A 22,511-nucleotide genomic window follows, 5' to 3' on the forward strand; every position below is an offset into this window, starting at 1 on the left:
AAAACTTCATTTAAAAAAATCAAGGCCTTGAAACAAATTTATTGTTTTCAATATAAAACCTCCAAAGCTTATTCATATCCCTCTCTTGTGCATAATTGATATTTATTCTTTTTGAACAAACTATATTAAAATCTAGGTTCAAGCCCTTTTGTAAAAAAAGCTCATTATTCCCGATAAGATCAACTTTATTAAAAGTTAAATCAATGTTTAAAAATTTTGTAAGTTTGCCAGGACCATTAGTAAGAATACTTTTCTCTTCTAATGATATAGAAATGGGCTCCACACTTCTGATTAAAACAGCTTGAGGATTATTTTTATCTGAAGTCACAACGTTAAACATATAATGTATGCCATATATTATATATACATAAGAATACCCCCCTATGTTATACATAGCATTTGTTCGATTTGTTCTCTTGCCACCATAAGAATGACAAGCACTATCTGTTATCCCCATATAAGCTTCTGTTTCAACGATTTTGGTAACTATTTCTTTTTTATCAATTTTTCTGATCAATAGATTGCCAAGCAACAACCTTGCAACAGTAATAGCATCTTGCAAAAAAAAACATCGATCCATGACCTCAATTTTAAAACAAGATAACAATAATAAAAATATTATTGATAGAACATGTAAAATACCATAACATATGACCCACAATAAGAATAAAAACTAAAAAATTTTCATCCAATAATACATATTTAATAAAATTTTTGGTCAATTAATAAACTTTACTAAGTAAAGCGCAAAAATTTTAAATTACATAAAGCTATATTATTTAGATCTACTTATATAAAAAATTAAAAACAATTCTTTAAAATCTAAATTGGGAATATACAATTTATGAGAAGACCTAATCAATGTACCATCTATTAATAAAAATTAATTCCTAAAATAGATACTTGAAGTTTTATCCAATTATAAACACCACCAATAAAATGTTTTGCATTGAAAAAAACAAACATTAATCGCACATAACAAATCAAGTATATTGTCCTTTTAGAATTATCCTTTATATATATCTTTATAGCCTATAAAACCAAATTAAAAGAGGCGGATCAGCCTAATATAAATAAAATTATATAAAAATACTAATCTATAAAATTATTCAAGCAGTAAAAATAAAAAATTAATCAAGTTGATTAATAGAAAATAATTCTTAAAATTAATCCATCCTTAAATAAGATATCTTAAAAAGTTATCAAAATAAAAAGGATAAATTTAATTAATCATTGCCAACCTCTTGTAAAAAAGTTAAATCAAGGAATAATGCTATAATCTTAAAAGTTTTTATGATTTACACACGCTATAAACATGTAATTAAATACTGTAATTGAAATTTCAATCTTAAAAAAGATGGGTATCGATTATAATAATCTTTCAAACAGCCAAAAATAAAATTTGCAAACTTCGTAAAATACTTATATAAAATAACAAGTATTGAACAACATCTAAAAAATTATAAATTAGATGAAATATTTCTTGCATCTTGAAAAGATGCAAAATATATTGACAAAGCCAAAAGATTAAAATAAAATTTGAAAAGAGTTAGTATGTTTAAGGGATCATAGCTCAGGTGGTTAGAGCGCAGGTCTGATAAACCTGAGGTCGGATGTTCAACTCATCCTGGTCCCAATATAAAAATTTAAAAGCGTTTTATTGTCTTAATTCCTACAAAGCTAACTTAAACTATTAATTAAGAAGATCATAGCAAAAAATTTGGTTAGTTTTAAAGCATATTTACAACTCATTACAACAACTAATTTTATTCTAAAAATGGCTAATTTCTGACTTCTTGGATTCAATTACATAAAAATTATCATCAAAAGAAAAGAGGAGGGAAGAGTTAACGAAATTAGAATTAATTTACCTTTCTCTTAGAAAGGAGGTGATCCAGCCGCACTTTCCAGTACGGCTACCTTGTTACGACTTCACCCCCCTCACTAAACATACCTTAAATACCTTCCTCCCTTGCGGGTTAGAATAATAGCTTCGGGTATCCTCAACTCGGGTGGTGTGACGGGCGGTGTGTACAAGGCCCGAGAACGTATTCACCGTATCATTCTGATATACGATTACTAGCGATTCCAACTTCATGAAGTCGAGTTTCAGACTTCAATCCGGACTGAGACCTGCTTTATGCGTTTTGCTTCACATCACTGTTTCGCTTCGCTTTGTACAGGCCATTGTAGCACGTGTGTAGCCCAGGACATAAGGGCCATGATGATTTGACGTCATCCTCACCTTCCTCCGACTTATCACCGGCAGTCTTATCTGAGTCCCCATCATTACATGCTGGTAACAGATAATAAGGGTTGCGCTCGTTGCGGGACTTAACCCAACACCTCACAGCACGAGCTGACGACAACCATGCAGCACCTGTATATAGACCCCAAACGGGGAATAATTATCTCTAACTATATCCTATATATGTCAAGCCCTGGTAAGGTTCCTCGCGTATCATCGAATTAAACCACATGCTCCACCGCTTGTGCGGGCCCCCGTCAATTCCTTTGAGTTTCACTCTTGCGAGCATACTCCCCAGGCGGCACACTTAACACGTTAGCTTCGGTACTAACTTTTAGTTAACACCAAGTGTGCATCGTTTACAGCGTAGACTACCAGGGTATCTAATCCTGTTTGCTCCCTACGCTTTCGTGACTCAGCGTCAGTCTTGACCCAGAAGTTCGCCTTCGCCTCCGGTATTCTTCCTGATATCAACAGATTCCACCCTTACACCAGGAATTCTAACTTCCTCTATCAGACTCTAGACATACAGTTTCCAACATAGTTCCACAGTTGAGCTGTGGTATTTTACGCATAGACTTATATATCCGCCTACTCACCCTTTACGCCCAATAATCCCGAACAACGCTCGCCCCTTACGTATTACCGCGGCTGCTGGCACGTAATTAGCCGGGGCTTATTCATAAATTAACGTCATCACTTTACCATTTCCTGCAAAGCTTATTCCTCATTTATAAAAGAATTTTACAATCTTTCGACCTTCTTCATTCACGCAGTGTCGCTCCGTCAGGCTTTCGCCCATTGCGGAAGATTCTTAGCTGCTGCCTCCCGTAGGAGTCTGGACCGTATCTCAGTTCCAGTGTGACCGTTCACCCTCTCAGGCCGGTTACTTATCATCGCCTTGGTAGGCATTTACCCTACCAACTAGCTAATAAGACGCAGACTCATCTACAAGCGAAGCTTTAAAGGCTTCCTTTCATCAATTAACAAATTAATTGACCTTATTCGGTATTAGCTACTATTTCTAATAGTTATCCCCATCTCATAGGTAGATCATCCACGCGTTACTCACCCGTTCGCCACTGAATGTATTGCTACATCCCGTTTGACTTGCATGCTTAAGACGCACTGCCAGCGTTAGTTCTAAGCCAGGATCAAACTCTTCGTTATTTTTATTTTACATTTAAAAAATTAACAGGTTTTGTTTATTCTTTTGTTTGGCTTTTAACCTTACTTAACTCTTCCCTTCTCTCATCTTCCAATAATTATTTCAACCTTTAACACTTTAACAAAAGAAGGATCACATTGTCAATACCTTTATATTTTTTTATTACTACAAAACATAAAAAATAAATTTTATTAACCAACCAAGATAAAAACATTAACAACCACATTTTTCATTAACAGGTAAAGTTGTAAGGATTTTTTTTAATTTATTCCCTAATTTAGCTTTTAAATAATCAAAAAAAGTTCTAAAATTTTCATTATCTCCTTTAAACTTTATCCACAGTTCTTTAAAGGTCAAAATTCCTTCCCTAAGATCGCTATAATTAGAAAAAGACGCGTTGCAATCACTATACATTAAATTATAAAAATCAGAATCCTGCTTATCCTTAAAAAAATCTATACTTGGTATTTTTTTAGCAAAAGCGAATCCTCTCTCATAAGCTGTACCTGCATCAACATAATTAACCAAAGCTAAAACAACATCACTACTAACTAGCTCTTTTAAATCTACTTCTCTTATTTTCTCTCTTATATCTCTATTTGCAAACTTATAATCAACCTTTTCAAGCAATCCCATCTTTTTAACAGCATGATGCTCTGGAGAAAACACATCCAAATTGAACTCTTCAAGAAATTTTAAAACCTCATCCCTAAGTTTAATTTCTTCTTCGCTAAAGAATGGACAAGCTAAATAAATTTTCATAAAAACCCCTATTGAAATTCAAGTATAACACAATAAATCAATCGCGCAAAACAAGCAATCAACAAAGTTTTTTTCTTATAAATAGTAAGCATTTATTATGAACGACTCCTGCTAACTAAAATAGTAAATTCTCCTTTAATTTTTTCCCTGCTTGATTCGAAGTAATTTTTTAGCTCTAAAGGCTTGCCAATTTGATACTCCTCATAGATTTTTGTCATCTCACGACCAATAAGAATCTTTGCATCCAAACTAACAGAAGAAATTTCAACAAGTAACTTTAAAAGCCTATAACCAGATTCGAGCAACACAAATGCATCGCCCCTTTCATATAGCTCAGCAATCCTTTTAAGCCTTTTAAGACCTTTATTGGGCAAAAATCCTTCAAAAAGAACTGATTTATCTCTAAAAGGGTTAACGCTTACAATCGTATTAAAAGAGCTTACTCCAGGAATTGGACAAACTTTGTAACCCTCTCTAAAAGCAGAAGCAACTAATAAGCCACCAGGATCACTAAGACATGGGGTACCAGCGTCACTAACAAAAGCGACAGAAACTCCTTTTGCCAAATATTCTAATAATAAGCTTACCTTCTTATTTTCTGTTACGGCATTACATGAAATCATTTTTTTATTAATTTTATATCTCGACAAAAGTTTGCTGGTGACTCTTGTATCTTCTGCGAAAATAACATTTACCGATTTTAAAACCTCAATTGCTCGATAAGTAATGTCTCCTAAATTACCTATTGGTGTGCCAACAATATATAACATAGCTCTTTTTGATTCCTCCAAAACAAAAATAAAATAATATATTAAAAGCATTTCTCTTAATAATAAGACCCCAAAATCTTTACTAACTAATACAAGAATAAGCTATAAGCTACATTTATATAGTTATAAAAATACTTGCTTTTGTGTTACATTTAGTTATATTATTAAGTATTAATAACTAAAAAGTTAAAAGAAAAGGACAATTTATGTTTGCATTAATTAGAAAAATATTCATAATTTATTTTCTATGTATTACTCTTGCAGGCTTTGCTATGATCTTTATTGATAGTAAATTTACCGAGCAGTCTGATGCTAAAGAGACCCAAAACAAAATCAATCAACATACAATTGATCCTAACTTGATTATGTTTACATCTTCCATAGGAGGATTTTTAGGCGTTTATGCTGGGATCTGGATCTTCAACTATGACAAAAACAATTTCTACCTAAGTTGGGGAAATTTAATAATACTGATATATAATATGGCCCTAATTATCACCGTATATTCTAAATCTCATAATTAACCAAAACATATTCTACCTATTTTAATCTTTCATAAATTATTAACTATAATACCTCTTTTAATCATATACTTATAAACTTCTTCAGGATTTTCCAAGCTTTCAATCAAGCTTTCTGCCTTGTCATTTATTTTTTCCACCAACTTTTTATAAGCTACTTTTATTCCCCTACTTTCTAAAAAATCCTTTGCGGGCTGAGAAACAACACCAGCTTGAACATTTTGAAGCCCAATATTATAAATAATAATAGCTGATGCCTTGCCCACAACTTTATCGTAAATTTCAAGTCCTTCTTTATTCTGAATATACTTGTTGATAAAATTGTCTACCTCTAAAAGAGGTTTTAATCCCCTTTCCATATTAGAATAAAGTATTTTATGATCTTTGAACAACCTTAATGTTGGATTCAAGCCTGATATCATTTAAAACCCCTTTTTTCGCCATACTTTATATTAATCAATAATAAAAATAAACACTATTAATAATATACATAAACAATAAATACTTCAATATCTAAAAAGATAGTATACTTAGGCTATATGATGTTTGTGCCAAAAAATAACAATAATTTTAAAATTGAAGTAAAAAAATCTATCTTTGTTTCATATATTTTTAACATAGAAAAAAAAGAAGATATAAATAAAATGATTAAAAATCATAAAGTACAATTCAAAAATGCTACTCATGTGGTTTATGGATTTAGAATTGGGAATATAAACTCATTTCTCAATGGAATGAGCGATGACAGAGAACCTAATCTAACAGCTGGAAAACCTACATTAGACGCCATAATACACAACAATTTAACTGATACCTTAATAATCACACTAAGATATTTTGGAGGTACCTTGCTTGGTAGAGGAGGATTAATAAAAGCATATTATAAATCTGCTAAAGAAGTTATTAAGACTACGCCTTTAACAGAAAAAGAGGAATTAGAAATTTTAAGTTTAGATTTAAATTATAACCAATATAATTTTCTATTAAAAATGAAAAATAAACTTGAAATAGAAATAGCAGATTCAAACTTTTCAAACAAAATAAGCACTTCAATTAAATTTAAAACAAAAAATAAACAAAAAATATCAAAATTTTTTATAGAAAGCGGCTTAATCCAAGAAATCCCCAGGTCTCATAAAAAATAGTATACATATCAAATAATTAAATATTTAAAAACTATATTAAAGTATTATTATTTTTACCATTTTTGTTTTAAAATATAAAAACAAAACCAAATAAAAAGAGAAAATTTATATGAAAATAATATCTATAATCAATCAAAAAGGGGGCGTGGGAAAAACTACAAGCGCCATTAATATTTCTTATTCAATGACTCTACTTGATAAAAAAATTCTTCTAATAGATATTGATTCACAAGGAAACTCTACTAGCGGCACAAATACTTCAAAACATAAAGCCGAAAACTCAAGCTATGAACTTATTAACAAAAAAATAAAAGTTAAACCCTTAAATCATTTTAAATTAGACATTATTCCGTCTAGTATTAAATTGGCTTTACTCGAAAAAGAATTAATAAATGAACTTTCAAGAGAAAATTTTCTAAAAAGTGCATTAACGCTATATAAAAAAGATAAGTATGATTTTATTATCATCGATTGTCCTCCCACACTTTCAATATTAACTATAAATGCCCTTATTGCAAGCAATTACTTATTAATACCAATTGAAACAGAATTTTTTGCATTTGAAGGCATAAACCAACTAATAGATACAATAAATACTGTAAAGCAAATAAACAAAAACTTAGAAATTACGGGTGTTTTTATAAATAAATACGACATAAGAAATAAAAGCAAAGAAAAATATGTAAGTTCTTTAAAAAAAGTTTTTAAAGAAAAACTTTTAAATACAAAAATAAGAAAAAATATAACCATTTCAAAATCTCAAGAAGCAAAAATGCCTGTATATGAATATGACAAAGAAAGTAATGCTGCAAAAGATTTCTTAGAACTCTCAAAAGAAATAATAAGCAAAATCAAGGAATAACTATGTCTGACAATCTAGAAACTTTAATGTTTCTAATGGGTAAAAAATTAGAAACATCTTCTAACAAGATAGAAAACATCGAAAAAAAAGAAATTATTTCAATTGAAAGAAAAAGCTTTGATTACGATAAACTAGATAAAGCTATTTCTATTTTTTTAAAAACAAAGCAATATGAAATTTTCAATATTTTTAATAATACTTATACAAAAATTGGAAAGATACTCAAAGAAACCCAAGATAAATTAAAAGGGAACAACCAACATAATGGGCTTTTTTATCAGTGGTTCAAAAGCATGGGATTTAAAAAAGACAAGGTTTACGCTTTAATATCAAGATACAATCTGCTTGTCGAAAATTCCGACAAGCAGATTGTTATAGAAAAATTACCGTTATCATTATCATATGAAATATCTAAAAAATCCTGTCCCTCTATTTTAAAAAATGAAGTTCTAAATGGAAAAATAAATTCTTTAAAAGAATTTAAAATTGTTTATAAAAAAAGTTTTGACTTTGAAAAAAAACGCAAATCATTAACTAACAAAGATAAAAAATATGAAACCGCTATAAAAGAAACATTGGATTTTATATTAAAAAATACAAAAGAATTCAAAAATATTGAATTTAATAAATTCAACCAAGAAAGTTTGAAATCATTTTTTCATTCTATTCTTGAAATAAAGAGAAAAATAAACCTTATTAAAAAGAATTCTATATAAATTTTATTGCTCATTTTGCAAACATTAAGTCATTCTTGCTTTTAAATTTAACCATAAATAATAAGACATAGACTATACTCTTTATTTAAAGCATAAGCTTTCTTTACTAGAATTAAACAATTCTAAAATAAGTTCAAAAATTTACATATTGTGATAAACACTTAAAAAACAAACACTTCCATAAAATTTTTTAAAAAAAATATTTTACAATCTTTAAATTATAAAAACCATTTATCCAATATGGCCGAAAAATGAAACAATCCTTCTTAAATCACCCGATGTAAAATACTCTATTTCTATTTTTCCTTTATCTTGATTCCCTTTAATATCTATTTTTGTTTGGATCTTATTAAATAAAAATTCTTTTATATTGCTTAAAAAAGGATCTTGATCTAACTCCTTTTTTCCCACTATAGATTTATACAAATTTTTAACATATTTTTCTGTATCTCTTACAGAAAATTTTTTTTTCAGTATTATTAAATAGAGATTATACCTGTCTTGCTTATCTTTTAAAGATAAAATCACTTTAGCATGCCCAAAAGAAATTTCTTTCCTATGTACTGCATTTAATATTTCTTCTTCAAGATCTAAAATCCTGACTAAATTTGAAATATAGGCTCTACTTTTGCCAATTTTTTCAGATAAATCCTTTTGAGTTAAAGAATATTTGTTCATTACATTTTTATAGGCATAGGCTTCCTCAACAGGAGTTAAATTTTCTCTTTGAATATTTTCAACCAAAGGCATAAAATCTCTAAAATATCCTTCTATATTAATCTCAATAACAGGAACATTTGACATCTGAATAAGTTTGGCAGCTCTAAACCTTCTTTCTCCTACTATTATTTTATATCTCTCGTTTTCTTTACAAACAATTATAGGTTGTAAAATTCCATTTTCTTTTATAGAAACACTTAACTCTTCCAATTCAACAATACTAAAAGACTTCCTTGGCTGATCATTATCAATATCTAAAAGCTGAATATCTACCATTTTAAAAACTCCATCCATATTATCAGAACCTCCTACAACACAAAATTTTATCAGGTTATAATATTGAATTTCAATTTAAGAATAAAAAAAAGAATGCTCCACGTGGAACATTCTTAAATAAGAAAAACCAATTTTTTATTTAATAAATTTCGAAACAGAAATCAAGCTATCATTATCAAGAGACAATACTTGAATTCCTCTAGCATCTTTGCCTTGTTCAGATACTTTCCCAGCTACTGTTCTTAAAGCTTTTGAACGTTTACTTACAAGCAAGATTTCATCATCCTCTGAAACTGCTATAGCATCAACAACACTACCCGCTTTTTTATCAGATTTTTTATAACTAGTATATCCAGTGGCTCCTCTTTTAAGTTCAGATATTTTAGATATGCTTAATCTTTTTCCATATCCATTCTCAGAAATAATCAAAAGATAAGGATTTTCTCTAACTGCCAAAACTTTAACAAACAAATCCCCTTCTTTTAATTTCATTCCACAAACACCTTGGGTACCTCTATTAGTAAGTCTAACATCACTTGAATTAAATATAAATGCACTACCCTTTTTAGAAAGACAAATTACTTTTTCATTCTTAGAAACAATCTCTGCACTTGTAACAAAATCTTTATTATTAAGTTTAATAACAATAACACCTCTTGACTTTACTGTTTTAAAATCTGTAGATTCAAATCTAGCTATCTTTCCGCTTGCAGTTGTAAGCAATAAATAAACATCATCAGCAAAATCCTTACTATTCTTAATAGTTAATATTTCTTCTTGATCTCCCAAACTAATAAGCTCACTAATATTTTGACCTTTTGAAGCTCTTGAAGAATCTTTTATTTCATAAGCATTGATCAAATAAAGCTTTCCTTCATTTGAAATCATAAACAAACAATCATGAGTATTTACACACAAAGCAATAACAACTTCATCTCCATCATGAAGATCAAAAGAATTGAGACCTTTTCCTCCTGTACCCTGCAATTTATACTCATTTTGTGAAAGTCTTTTAAGGAAACCTTTCTTTGTAAGCATAACAACAATATTTTCTTTTTGCATTAAATCCGACATACTAGTTTTTAAAACCTCCTCATCATAAATTATTTTAGTTCGACGTTCATCGCCAAATTTCAAACCTAAATTTATAGTTTCTTCTCTTATGATATTAATAATCCTTGCTGGATTCAAGAGAATATCTTCATAATCTTTTATTAAGCTTAAAAGTACATTAAGCTCCTCTTCAAGCTTAAAAATCTCAAGAGATGTAAGTTTTTGCAACTTCATATCAAGAACTGAATTGGCTTGAATCTCTGAAAGTCCAAAATTTACAATAATTTTTTCCTTTGCATCTTTTGCCAATTTAGACGACTTAATAATCCTAATAACCTCGTCTATATTATTTAAAGCAATATTCAATCCTTCAAGAATATGGGCTTTTTCTTTAGCCTTTCTCAGATTAAATTCAATACGCCTTTCAATAATATTTTTTCTATGCTCAATAAATTCAAATAATAATTCTTCCAAATTTAACTGTTTGGGAATGCCCTTGACAAGAGCTAAATTATTTATACTAAAATGCTTTTTAAATTCAGTATATTCATAAAGCAAATTCATAATAACATGTGGATTGAATCCTCTTTTAACTTCAAGAACTATTCTAATACCTTCTCTATCAGACTCATCTCTTATATCTAAAAGCCCCTCTAGCTTTTCTTCTTTTGCCAAAAAAGCAACTTTCATAAGAAGCGCAGATTTATTTACCGTATAAGGTATTTCTGTGACAATTATGGCATTTCTCTCTTCTGTTCTTTCTTCAATATGATATCTTGCCCTTATAACAACACTTCCCTTACCAGTTTTGTAGGCTTTAATTAAATTGTCATTATAAACAATCTCTCCAGAAGTTGGAAAATCGGGCCCCTTAACTATCTTTAGTAAATCAAAAATAGAAGCATTCTCATTGTCTAACATATAAACAATAGCATCACAAATTTCTCTTAAATTGTGCGGCGCCATGTTAGTAGCCATTCCAACAGCAATTCCACTAGAACCATTTACCAAAAGAAACGGCAATGAGGAAGGCATAACCTCAGGCTCACTTAAAGAATCGTCATAATTTGACTTAAAATTAACAGTCTCTTTATCTATATCTTTAACAATATATTCAGCTATTCTTTCCATTTTAGCTTCAGTATATCGCATAGCAGCAGGGGGATCTCCATCAATAGATCCAAAATTTCCTTGCCCTCGTATTACAGGATACCTAAGTGAAAAATCTTGAGCAAGTCTTACAAGAGCATCATAAATTGACTGATCTCCGTGAGGATGATATTTCCCAAGAACATCTCCTACTATTCTTCCTGCTTTTTTAAAAGCTTTATCAGAACGAAGTCCCATCTCATACATAGAATAAAGTATTCTTCTATGAACTGGCTTAAGACCATCTCTTACATCTGGAAGAGCTCTGGAAACAATAACCGACATTGCATAATTCAAATAAGAAGTTTTTATTTCATCTTCTATCTTAATATTTAATATTTGTTCTTTACTTTCTCCAACTGCCATTAACGCTCCAATTACACATCAAGATTAATTACATTAAGTGCATTCTGCTCAATAAACTCTCTTCTAGGCTCAACTACATCCCCCATAAGAGTAACAAAAATTTTTTCAGCCTCAATAGCATCATCTATATTCACCAATCTCATTTTTCTTCTAGCAGGATCCATAGTAGTTTCCCAAAGCTGCGTTGGATTCATCTCGCCAAGCCCTTTATATCTTTGAAGAGAAATACTATTGCGATTTTGAGTTTCAATAGAATCTAAAAATTTTTCTTTTTCTTTCTCATCGTAAAAATAATAAATATGATTGTCATATTTTATCTTATAAAGAGGAGGCATTGCTATATATACATAACCGTTTTCAATCAAATCTCTCATATATCTAAAGAAAAAAGCTAAAAGCAAAGTTCTAATATGAGATCCATCAACATCAGCATCTGCCATAATAATAACCTTGTGATAACGAAGTTTTGTAATATCAAAACTTCTTCCCACTCCTGCACCAAGAGATGCAATTATAGGAATAAGCTTATCATTGGTGATTACCTTATCTTCTCTTGTTTTTTCAACATTAAGCATTTTCCCCCATAATGGCAAAATAGCCTGAAAAAATCTATTTCTACCCATTTTAGCACTTCCTCCAGCAGAATCACCTTCTACAATATAAATCTCTCTTTCTAAAGGATTTTTAGAAGCGCAATCAGCCAATTTTCCGGGCAATGCCAAGCTTTCAAACGCATTTTTTTTTCTCTCCGATTCTCTTGCTTTTCTTGCAGCCTCACGAGCACGAGCAGCTTTTATTGCTTTTCCAAGAATAATATCTATCTCTAAAGGATTTAAATTAATAATTTCCAATAAATGCTCATATACAATAATCTCGACTATCTTTTTTATCTCAGAATTACCAAGTTTATTCTTTGTTTGACCTTCAAATTGAGGTTCTGGAATCTTAATAGAAATAACAGCTGTAAGCCCTTCTTTAAAATCATCTCCTGTAAGATTTGGAATATCTTTTTTGCTTATTTTCGAATTTTTAAAAGCTTCATTCATAGCCTTGGTAAGTCCACTTCTAAAGCCCATGACATGAGTTCCCCCTTCTCTTGTATTAATATTATTAACAAAAGAAAGAATATTGTCAGAATAACTTTCAGTCCACTTAAGCCCCACATTAACAATAACATCATTAATAAAACCATCAATATAATAAGATTCAAATTGAAAAGCTTTACTGTTATTGGTTAAATAATCTACAAAAGATTTTATTCCACCTTCAAAATAAAATTTAGAAGATTTTTCTTTACCAAATCTTTTATCTTCAATTGAAATTTGTATTCTATCGTTTAAAAACGCAAGTTCTCTAAGTCTTTTTTCAAGAACATCAAAATTATAATCTAAAGTTTCAAAAATTTCAGAATCTGCTAAAAAAGTAACCTTAGTACCCGTAGTAGAAGATTCACCCACAACTTCTACTTTAGAAGTTGGAATACCTTTTGAAAAAGTTTGCCTAAAAATTTTTCCATCCCGATTAACACAAACTTCTAAAAACGAAGACAAAGCATTTACAACTGAAATTCCAACACCATGCAATCCTCCAGAAACTTTATAAGTACCTTTATTAAACTTACCCCCAGAATGTAATTTTGTTAAAACAAGTTCAAGAGCACTAATTCCTTCCTCTTCATGGATGTCAGTAGGAATTCCCCTTCCATTATCAATTACAGTTATGGTATTATCTAAATTTATAACAACGTCTATTTTATCGCAAAACCCTGCTAAAGCCTCATCAATACTGTTGTCAACCACCTCGTAAACCAAATGGTGCAAACCATTAACGGAAACAGAGCCTATATACATACCAGGCCTTTTCCTAACAGCTTCAAGTCCTTTTAAAACTTGAATGTTACTAGCAACATAATTCATAAACCTTCCATTCATTTAATCATAATCTAGACACAAATAAATTTTACATTAAAAAAAAAATAATATCTATTACATAAAAAGAACTAAAAAAATTTAAAAATTCTAATTATCAAAAAATTATTAAAAATTCATAAACAATTCAGACAGAATCCTAATTTAACATTATACTATTATAATGTTAAAAGTATAGTACTAAAACCAACAAGGACAAAAAATGGAAAAATCAAAAAATATATGGAGTTTGATTTTAACAGAAATAAAAAAAGAACTATCAGAAGAAGAATTTTATGTTTGGTTTGAAAACTTGTGTTTTTTAGAATCAATAGATGACAATATTAAAATATCTACCCCAAATTTATTTCACAAAAATCAAATAGAAAAAAGATTTACAAAAAAAATAAAAGAAATCCTTATAGAAAACGGTTATAATAACGTAGTTATTACATTTACAAATCAATCGTCCAAAACATATTCTAACGAACAAGAACGCAAAAACCCAAACTTTAATGAGACTTTTCAAAATTCCGACAAGCTTAAAGAAAAAACACTCTCTAAAGAACCAATTCAAAATATTAAAGATCACATAAAGATGTATATAAAAAAAGAAGAAGAGCTTGCAAATTATAAAAATCCCTTTCTTAAAAAAAGATATACATTCGAAAATTTTATCATAGGACCAAATAATAAACTTGCTTATAATGCCAGCTTGTCAATCGCAAAAAATCCTGGAAAAAAATATAATCCGTGTTTAATTTACGGTGGAGTTGGTCTTGGAAAAACACATTTGCTTCAAAGCATAGGAAACAAAACAGAAGAATTGCACCAAAACTTCAAGATATTGTATGTTACTGCTGAAAATTTTTTAAACGAGTTTGTAGAAAGCATAAAGACTAACGAAACAAAAAAATTTAAAAAAAAATATAGATACTTAGACATGCTACTCATAGACGATATCCACGACTTACAAAAAAAAGAAAGCATACAAGAAGAGCTTTTTCACACATTCAATGCCCTTTATGAAGACAACAAACAATTAGTCTTCACATGTGACCGACCTCCTTCTGAACTTATTAATTTCACAGATAGATTAAAAAGCAGATTTACAAGAGGATTAAATGTTGATATATCAAAACCTAACTTTGAACTCAGAGTAGCCATTGTTGAAAAAAAAGCAGAAGAGGATGGTATAAAAGTCCCTAAAAACATACTAAATCTGGTTGCCGAAAAAGTTACAACAAATGTAAGAGATCTTGAAGCTGCTGTAACAAAACTAAAAGCATATATAGATTTAGACAAAATAGAAATTGACATTGACATTGTTGAAAAAATAATCAAAGAAATAATAATTTATGAAAAAGAAACAACTAGAGAGTCAAATAAGAAAATCAATATCGAAAATATAAAAAAAATACTCTTAAGAGAGCTCAAAATTGTAAATAAAGACATTGAAGGAAATAGTAAAAAGCCAGAAATAACAAAAGCTAGACATATTTATGCATACCTTTTGAGGAATTTTACAGAGCTATCAACAGTTGAAATTGGAAAAATTATTGGAGGAAAAACCCATTCAACAGTGCTTTATTCAATAAATAAAATAGATAGAGACAGAAATAATGACAAAGAAATCAACAATTTAATAACAGAACTTATGAACAAAATAAAAAAAACCTAAATCTAATTGAAAAATCAAACCTCCTTTTAAACACTTCAAACAAATAATTTGTCACAATTACAACAAAAGTCAACCTATAATTAAACAGGATATCTTTTTATACTGCAAAACATTAAATATAATTGAACAATCAAACAACGCCCTACTACTATTACTACTATATATATATCTATAAAAAAATATACAAAACCAAAAAGAATTAACAAAGATATAATGTAATAAAATTCATTAGGAGGCATCATGTTTAACAATACATTTTTTATTTGTGAAACAAATAAAATTGCAAATGAAATAGAAAAAGCAAAAGGAATAATTTTGAACAGGAATATGAATGACATTTGGAGTGCATTGCTTATTGAAGTAAAAAGCTCTAATCTTATAATCAAGTCAACTGACAGGAATATATTTTTTGAAAGTACAATTCCAATTGTTTCAGAAACGGATTTTAAAGTACTGATTAATGCATCAAATTTCTATGATGCAATAAAAGCATTTAGTCTTTATAAAGAAATTAAAATAGTTTTTAATGAAAATAACAATAAATTGGAAATTATGGGAGATTTAAAAGATGAGAAAGAAGAATGTAAAGATCACTTAAATGAACCTACCTTTTCATACGAAGAAATAGAAAATTATAATTATGATATGATTAATGAAAATCATACTTTTGAAATCGAATTAAAACAGAAATCTTTTAAAAAAGTAATAAACAGAATAGCCTTTTCAGCACATGTTGATGAATCCAAAAATATATTAAATGGTGTGTATTTTTCAAAAGATCAAGATTCTAAATTATTGCTTGTTGCTACTAATGGTCACAGAATGTCTATTTGTAAAACAGAAGCTATAATCGAAGAAGATTTTGGATTTATAGTTCCTGTAAAAATATTTAATTTTTTAAAACATCTTATGTCAGGAGAAGGTATGGTTAAAATAAAGGCTTCAGATAAGAAATTTTATGTTGAGTTTGATAATTATAGAATAGCTTGTAGTTTAATTAATGGTAATTATCCTGATTATAAAAGCATTGTTCCTAAAGAACAAAAAAATAAATCTTTGATTTCGCTAAGTATTTTAAAAGATAGACTTACAAGAGTTAATTTATACGTTGATAAATCAAGAAAATTGGTTTTAACTTTTTCTAAAACCCAATTAAAACTTCTTGGAGAGGATTTAACCACCGGAAGAAAAAGTGAATTTTTTATTAAAAATCCAAGCTATATTTATGATGGGTTAGATGAGGTTATGGCTATCAATATTTCGTATTTTGTAGAAGCTATTAGTGTTTTTGAAACTTCAAAGATAGAAATACAATTTAATTCAGGGAATGTATTAAAATTAAGTGAACCTGAGAATTCTAATTTCATTCACTTGATAATGCCTATGTCTTTAGGTTAAGGTGAATTATTAATATGATTTTAAATATTAAATAGGTTTTTCAAAAGTATTCTTAATATTGCTTTTTGAATTGGAGTAAGAGAAGGTCACTATGAATGATCCTGTTTTGAAAAAAATAGACAGTATTCTTAAAGATTATTTAAAATCCACCTTGCTTGTTAATAAAAAGATAAGCTCAAAATTATTGATTGCTGATAAATGGGATCAGATCTTTAAGACTTTGTCAGATGATGTGAAGTTCTTAGATTTAAAAAATGAACAGGTTCTTTTTCTTGAGGTAAGTAATTCAAGTATTTTGTATAGCATATCAATTAATAAATTGAGAATAATAGATACAGTAAAAGAATTAACAGGAATTACAATAATAGATATAAAGTTTTTAGTAAAGTAATTATTCTTGACAATTACATTTATATACTATACCATTGTAGTGTTCAATTTGCAGCTTAGCAGCAGGAAATTGTTTTTAATGGAGGAGCGTTTTGAAAAGGACTTATCAGCCAAGTCGTGTTAAGAGAAATAGAAAGTTTGGGTTTAGGGCTAGAATGAAAACTAAAAGTGGGAGACTTATTCTTGCAAGACGAAGGGCAAAAGGAAGAATAAAATTAACTGTTTCTGATGAGAAAAAGAAATATTAGTTTAAAATCAAAAATAGAAATTCAAGAAATTTTCAAAGAAGGCATTCTGATTAGATTTAGCAATCTTAATCTTAAAGTGTTTTGTAAATCAAGTCATTTGATTAATTCTAGACTTCTTGTCACCTTTTCTAAAGGTTTTAAGGGGGCTGTTAAAAGGAATCGTGTTAGGAGGCTTTTTAAAGAAGCTTTTAAGAGAATATTTGAATTTTTAGAAGGCAGGGCTGTGGATATTATTTTTGTAGTTTCTTATAACAAGCTGGATTTGACGTATTTTAGAGTTGAGACTCTTATGAAAAGTTTAGCTTTAATAGTATAAAGAGGCATAAGTGAATCAAAATAAAAGAATTTTAAAAACGGTTTATTTGTCTTTATTTTTAATTGGTCTTTTTATGCTTATTAATGATATTTTTTCTTCTAGTATGTCAGGTTTTAGATCTTCTGCCAAAGAAGTTCAATTTGATTTAAGCAAAAGTTTTGATGGTAATGAAATGTTATCAGGTAAAAGTAACGATTTTGACTTGATTAATAAATCTCAAGATATTTTTGTAGAAACAGGGATATATTTTGCTACTTTTTCGACATTTAGAGGTAATTTGGTTTCATTAAAGCTTAAAAATCATTTAAATTTGGAAAAAGATTCTACAGATTTGATTAATGTTGATTATAAAAATGAAACCTTTTTTGATGTTAGTTTTGACCATTTAATCGAAGAATTGTTTTTTTATAAGAAAATAGATGATTTTAATCATGAATTTAAGGCTTATTTTCAAAGTAATGGCAAAACTTATGAATATGTAAAAAGGTATACATTTTCAAAAATAAATGAATATTTGATAAAATTTAAGGTTACTGTAAATTGTCTTGAAGGTGATAACTTATTTGATATTGATTCTTATAAAATTGTTTTTAGTTCTGAGATTGAAAAGTTGAGTGATAAAGCTAAGCTTCAATATAATAACTATTTATCTCAAATAATTTATTATGATAATAAGCTTAAATACGGTAAAGATGGTTTAAGGATTGTTAATCCTAGATGGATTGGATCTAGTACTAAATATTTTGAGGTGCTAGTTTCTAAAGATAATATGGAGGTTGAGTTTAAGAAGGAGAGAGGAGTTCTTAAATCTTTTATTTTCAATAGTGTCATAAATAAAAAGAACATTAATGATGATTTTTTTATTTATGCTGGACCTAAAGACAATAGGTATTTAGATATTTTTGATAAGAATGGTAACAATACTTTTAGTTTGTCTAATCTTGCCTTTGGAATGTCAGTAGAAAAAAGTTTGTGGTATTTGATTCAAGTTCCCATGCAAATGGTAATGCAAGTTTTTTATGATGTTGTACCTAATTGGGGACTTTCAATTATTTTTTTGACAATTGTTGTTAGAATACTTATATTTCCTTTGACATTTAAGGGATTTAGAGCTACTGCTGAGCTTTCTAAGCTTCAACCTAGAATGAAAGAGCTTCAAGTAAAGTTCAAACATGATCCTAAGAAGTTGAATGAAGAGATGGGAAAGCTTTATAAAGAAGAAGGAGTTAATCCTTTGGGGGGATGTCTACCTGTAATTTTGCAACTTCCTATATTTTTTGCTCTTTATTCACTAGTCAATAACTTGTTTTTATTAAAAGGAGCTAGTTTTATTCCGGGATGGATTGATGATTTGTCTATTGGTGACAGTGTATATCATTTTGGATATAAGCTTTATTTTGTGTCTTGGACTGATATTAGAGTTTTACCTTTTATTATGATGTTTACTCAATTAGGATCTACAATTGTTAGTTCTAACATTGATTTAAAAAATCTTGGGGCTCAGCAAAAATTTTTGTATTTTGGGATGCCTATTATGTTTTTTTTCATACTTTACAATATGCCATCGGGGCTTTTAATATATTGGATTACAACAAATATTTTTACTATTTTGCAGCAATACTATATAAAAATGCATTTGTCTTAAGGGGGGATAATATGAGCTATGAATTTTACGGAAAAACCGAACAAGAAGCAATAAAGAAAGCAATGAGAGATTTGGAATTAAAAGAAGGTGAGTTTGATGTAGAAATTTTAGATAAAGAAAGGGTGGGATTTTTATTTAAGAAAGAAATGATTAAAATAAGGGTTTCTCCTCATATAAAAGAAGTCAAAAAGGGCGGCGGTTTTGAAATTAAAATTGGGGATGAAATTTGTGATAAAATTTTGGAATTTGTGAAAGAAATGCTAACTAAAATGGGGTATTCTGTAAATTTGACAATAGAGTCCAAAGAAGGAGAGCATATTAAGATTTCTATTGAGACAGATAGTCCAAATATTTTGATTGGACGAGAAGGTAAAAATTTAGATTCTTTGCAGCTTTTAACAAATGTTTATGCTTCTAAACTTGTTGGTGAAGCTGGTACCTTTAATAGGGTTATATTGGATATTGAAGATTATAGAGAGAGATTTAAATCTAGATTTATTAATTTAGCAATAAATTCTTTTCATAAAGTTAAAAGAACCAGACGTTCTATTTTGTTGCCATCAATGAATCCTTTTGAGAGAAGAATTGTTCATACAACTTTAAACCGTTACAGTGATATAAAAACTGAAAGCGAGGGTGATGGGAATATAAAAAGAATAAGAGTCTCTTATGTTAGAAATAATAGGTATACTAGCAACAATTTTCGAGGTTATCAAAAAAAGGATATTGGTTTTAAAAAAATAGATAGATAGTTTTAAATTTGTATTGAATTTTAAAGAGGGATGATAATATGAAAGTTTTTTTAACTGGAATTGCAGGATTTATTGGATTTCATGTAGCTAAAAAGCTTGCAGAGAAGGGTCACGAAGTTTTGGGTGTAGACATATTAAATGATTATTATGAGCCCAAATTTAAGCAAGAAAGATTAGAGGCTTTGGGTTTTTATTCTAAGGATATCAAAAGTCATAGGGTTATTAAGAGTAAAAAATATAATAATTTATCTTTTGCTTATCTTGATATATTAAATAAAGATAAATTGTTAGAATTTTTTAAAGAGTATAAGTTTACACATGTTTGTCATTTAGCTGCTCAAGCGGGCATTAGAGATAGCCTTGAAAATCCCGATAATTATATTTCAATAAATATTGTTGGATTTTTCAATGTTTTAGATGTATGCAGGGTTTATAAAGAAAATATTAAGCATTTTGTTTATGCTTCAACATCATCAGTTTATGGTATAAATGAGAAGATTCCGTCCAGTGAAGATTCTATTACAGACCATCCTTTAAATTTATATGCGGCTAGTAAAAAATCCAATGAAGTGATAGCGCATGCTTATAGTGCGTCTTTTAATATTCCCACAACAGGGCTTAGATTTTTTACGGTTTATGGAACTTATGGAAGGCCTGATATGGCTTTGTATTTATTTTCAGATGGAATTAAGAATGGTGAGACCATTAATATTTTTAACAATGGGAATATGGCTAGAGATTTTACATATGTTAGTGATATTTCAAGTGGTGTTTACGAGGTGTTGAAAAATCCAGCTAAGAGCGATTGTAGTTTTGATGTTAACAATCCTAATTCGTCGACATCCTCTTTCCCTTATAGAATATATAATATAGGAACCGGACATTCTACTAAATTGCTGGATTTTATTAGAGAGCTTGAGGTAAATTTTGGGAAAAAGGCCTTGAAAAATTATATGCCTATGCAAAAAGCAGATGTCGTAGACAGTTGTTGTGATATTCTTAAGCTTAAAAATGATGTGGGGTATGAGGCTAAAGTTTCTATTGAAGAAGGAATAAAAGAATTTTCACAGTGGTATAAAATGTCAGCAGTTGCTGATAAGGGTTGATTTTAAATTTTTTATGCAAAATTGTATATTTTAAATAAATTTTTTTTGTTTTTAGTTTATCAATTATTTATTTAGTTGATTTAAATTCAACTTTATTTCTTAGGTGTATAATTTATTATAGGCATTTAAAAAGAAAAAATAAATAGAAAGGAGTGATCTAAATGGGTGTTTTAGACAAGATTAAGCCGGGAGTAGTTTATGGAGAAGAACTGCATTCTTTATATGAAATATGTAAAAAGGAAGGATTTGCTATTCCTTCTATTAACTGTATAGGAACAAATTCTATTAATGCAGTTTTGGAGGCAGCAAAAGAAATTAACTCTCCTATTATGATTCAATTTTCTAACAGTGGTTCTGCTTTTATTTGTGGGAAAGGATTGAAGATGGGAAAGCCACAAGGAGTTTCAATAGTTGGGGCTATTTCTGGAGCTATGCATGTTCATTTGATGGCAGAGCATTATGGTGTCCCTGTTGTTCTTCATACTGATCATTGTGCTAAGAATTTGCTTCCTTGGGTTGAAGGGCTTTTAGAGTATGGGGAGAAATACTATAGTCAGCACAAAAAACCATTATTTTCTTCACATATGCTAGATTTGTCAGAAGAACCTATTAAAGAGAATATTGAAATTTCTAAAAAATTCTTAGAAAGAATGGCAAAAATTGAAATGTTTTTAGAAATAGAGCTTGGAATTACAGGTGGAGAAGAAGATGGAGTTGATAACTCAGATAGAGCTTTGCATGAACTATTTTCTACTCCTGAGGATATTTATTATGGGTATTCAGAGCTTTTAAAGATTAGTCCAAATTTTCAGATTGCAGCAGCTTTTGGCAATGTTCATGGGGTATATAAACCAGGAAATGTTAAGCTTACTCCAAGAGTTTTAAGAGATGGTCAAAATTATGTTATATCGAAAACAGGAGCAAATATTGCTAAGCCAGTTTCTTATGTTTTTCATGGTGGATCTGGATCTACGATTGATGAGATTAATGAGGCGCTTTCTTATGGAGTTGTAAAGATGAATATTGATACAGATACGCAGTGGGCTGCTTGGGAAGGTGTTTTAAATTATTATAAGAAAAATGAAAGTCGTTTGCAAGGCCAGCTAGGAGATGGTAAGGATATTGATATTCCAAATAAGAAATTTTATGATCCAAGAGTTTGGTTAAGAGAAGCTGAAGTTTCCATGAAAGAACGGGTGAAAATTGCATGCAAAAATCTTAACAATATTAATAGAAATTGAATAAAGATTTATTAATTTTTATTTGTAAGCTGCTTTTGAGCGGCTTTTTTGTTATTCTATTATGTTGTGGA

At 29.2% G+C, this 22,511-nt stretch carries 20 protein-coding genes, 1 tRNA gene and 1 rRNA gene; 14 read left to right on the forward strand and 8 right to left on the reverse strand.

The window, feature by feature from the left end:
- Positions 1 to 19: 19 nt before the first annotated feature.
- The gene (locus OY14_02095) at positions 20 to 580 is read right to left on the reverse strand and encodes a 3-methyladenine DNA glycosylase (GenBank protein AJA90240.1); all 561 of its coding nucleotides are present in this window, start codon (positions 578 to 580) and stop codon (positions 20 to 22) included.
- A gap of 982 nt (positions 581 to 1,562) precedes the next feature.
- On the opposite strand from OY14_02095, the gene OY14_02100 reads away from it, so the two are divergent.
- Positions 1,563 to 1,636: transfer RNA gene (locus OY14_02100), tRNA-Ile, on the forward strand.
- Between the two features lie 242 nt (positions 1,637 to 1,878).
- Here the strand turns inward: OY14_02100 and OY14_02105 are convergent.
- The 3 genes from OY14_02105 to OY14_02115 form a co-directional block, all read right to left on the reverse strand.
- Positions 1,879 to 3,422: ribosomal RNA gene (locus OY14_02105) — 16S ribosomal RNA — on the reverse strand.
- A gap of 207 nt (positions 3,423 to 3,629) precedes the next feature.
- A complete protein-coding gene (locus OY14_02110) occupies positions 3,630 to 4,178 on the reverse strand; it encodes a nucleoside 2-deoxyribosyltransferase (GenBank protein ID AJA90241.1) in 549 nt (182 codons plus the stop codon).
- A gap of 95 nt (positions 4,179 to 4,273) precedes the next feature.
- On the reverse strand, positions 4,274 to 4,948 hold the full coding sequence (locus OY14_02115; GenBank protein ID AJA90640.1) for a 16S rRNA methyltransferase: 675 nt from the start codon (positions 4,946 to 4,948) through the stop codon (positions 4,274 to 4,276).
- 206 nt (positions 4,949 to 5,154) lie between these two features.
- Between OY14_02115 and OY14_02120 the strand changes: the two genes are divergently transcribed.
- Positions 5,155 to 5,472 carry a hypothetical protein gene (locus OY14_02120; protein ID AJA90242.1) on the forward strand — a complete coding sequence of 106 codons (318 nt, stop codon included), beginning with the start codon at positions 5,155 to 5,157 and terminating at the stop codon, positions 5,470 to 5,472.
- A 29-nt stretch (positions 5,473 to 5,501) separates the two neighbouring features.
- Here the strand turns inward: OY14_02120 and OY14_02125 are convergent, their stop codons facing one another.
- Positions 5,502 to 5,891, reverse strand: coding sequence for a hypothetical protein (locus tag OY14_02125; protein ID AJA90243.1), 390 nt, complete (start codon positions 5,889 to 5,891; stop codon positions 5,502 to 5,504).
- A gap of 117 nt (positions 5,892 to 6,008) precedes the next feature.
- On the opposite strand from OY14_02125, the gene OY14_02130 reads away from it, so the two are divergent.
- The 3 genes from OY14_02130 to OY14_02140 all read left to right on the forward strand — a co-directional run bounded on the left by OY14_02130 (position 6,009) and on the right by OY14_02140 (position 8,192).
- On the forward strand, positions 6,009 to 6,614 hold the full coding sequence (locus OY14_02130) for a proline dipeptidase (GenBank protein ID AJA90244.1): 606 nt from the start codon (positions 6,009 to 6,011) through the stop codon (positions 6,612 to 6,614).
- A 109-nt stretch (positions 6,615 to 6,723) separates the two neighbouring features.
- Complete coding sequence (locus OY14_02135; GenBank protein AJA90245.1) at positions 6,724 to 7,476, forward strand: cobalamin biosynthesis protein CobQ; 753 nt, start codon at positions 6,724 to 6,726, stop codon at positions 7,474 to 7,476.
- Between the two features lie 2 nt (positions 7,477 to 7,478).
- Positions 7,479 to 8,192, forward strand: coding sequence for a hypothetical protein (locus tag OY14_02140; protein AJA90246.1), 714 nt, complete (start codon positions 7,479 to 7,481; stop codon positions 8,190 to 8,192).
- Between the two features lie 231 nt (positions 8,193 to 8,423).
- Here the strand turns inward: OY14_02140 and OY14_02145 are convergent, their stop codons facing one another.
- From OY14_02145 to gyrB, 3 genes are all read right to left on the reverse strand, one after another.
- The gene (locus tag OY14_02145) at positions 8,424 to 9,206 is read right to left on the reverse strand and encodes a chromosome partitioning protein ParB (GenBank protein ID AJA90247.1); all 783 of its coding nucleotides are present in this window, start codon (positions 9,204 to 9,206) and stop codon (positions 8,424 to 8,426) included.
- Positions 9,207 to 9,323: 117 nt separating this feature from the next.
- Positions 9,324 to 11,756, reverse strand: coding sequence for a DNA gyrase subunit A (locus tag OY14_02150; GenBank protein ID AJA90248.1), 2,433 nt, complete (start codon positions 11,754 to 11,756; stop codon positions 9,324 to 9,326).
- A gap of 11 nt (positions 11,757 to 11,767) precedes the next feature.
- Entirely contained in the window at positions 11,768 to 13,672 is a 1,905-nt protein-coding gene (gene gyrB / locus OY14_02155; GenBank protein ID AJA90249.1) for a DNA gyrase subunit B, read from the reverse strand.
- A 214-nt stretch (positions 13,673 to 13,886) separates the two neighbouring features.
- On the opposite strand from gyrB, the gene OY14_02160 reads away from it, so the two are divergent.
- From OY14_02160 to OY14_02200, 9 genes are all read left to right on the forward strand, one after another.
- Positions 13,887 to 15,344 (forward strand): chromosomal replication initiation protein, encoded by a 1,458-nt coding sequence (locus OY14_02160; GenBank protein AJA90250.1) that lies wholly within the window; start codon positions 13,887 to 13,889, stop codon positions 15,342 to 15,344.
- Between the two features lie 240 nt (positions 15,345 to 15,584).
- Positions 15,585 to 16,742 (forward strand): DNA polymerase III subunit beta, encoded by a 1,158-nt coding sequence (locus tag OY14_02165; protein ID AJA90251.1) that lies wholly within the window; start codon positions 15,585 to 15,587, stop codon positions 16,740 to 16,742.
- 91 nt (positions 16,743 to 16,833) lie between these two features.
- Complete coding sequence (locus tag OY14_02170) at positions 16,834 to 17,133, forward strand: hypothetical protein (protein ID AJA90252.1); 300 nt, start codon at positions 16,834 to 16,836, stop codon at positions 17,131 to 17,133.
- Positions 17,134 to 17,224: 91 nt separating this feature from the next.
- On the forward strand, positions 17,225 to 17,380 hold the full coding sequence (locus OY14_02175) for a 50S ribosomal protein L34 (protein AJA90253.1): 156 nt from the start codon (positions 17,225 to 17,227) through the stop codon (positions 17,378 to 17,380).
- Positions 17,361 to 17,696: a ribonuclease P gene (locus tag OY14_02180; GenBank protein ID AJA90254.1), complete on the forward strand. Its 336-nt coding sequence runs from the start codon at positions 17,361 to 17,363 to the stop codon at positions 17,694 to 17,696. Before OY14_02175 ends, OY14_02180 begins: the two co-directional genes overlap by 20 nt.
- Positions 17,697 to 17,706: 10 nt before the next feature.
- Complete coding sequence (locus tag OY14_02185; protein AJA90255.1) at positions 17,707 to 19,341, forward strand: insertase; 1,635 nt, start codon at positions 17,707 to 17,709, stop codon at positions 19,339 to 19,341.
- Positions 19,342 to 19,352: 11 nt separating this feature from the next.
- A complete protein-coding gene (locus OY14_02190; GenBank protein ID AJA90641.1) occupies positions 19,353 to 20,093 on the forward strand; it encodes a Jag protein in 741 nt (246 codons plus the stop codon).
- A gap of 38 nt (positions 20,094 to 20,131) precedes the next feature.
- Positions 20,132 to 21,199, forward strand: a complete 1,068-nt coding sequence (locus OY14_02195) for a capsule biosynthesis protein CapI (GenBank protein AJA90256.1) — start codon at positions 20,132 to 20,134, stop codon at positions 21,197 to 21,199.
- A 161-nt stretch (positions 21,200 to 21,360) separates the two neighbouring features.
- Complete coding sequence (locus tag OY14_02200) at positions 21,361 to 22,440, forward strand: fructose-bisphosphate aldolase (protein AJA90257.1); 1,080 nt, start codon at positions 21,361 to 21,363, stop codon at positions 22,438 to 22,440.
- Positions 22,441 to 22,511 lie beyond the last annotated feature (71 nt).

The organism is Borreliella chilensis, assembly GCA_000808095.1.
GTDB classification, from domain to species: Bacteria; Spirochaetota; Spirochaetia; order Borreliales; family Borreliaceae; genus Borreliella; species Borreliella chilensis.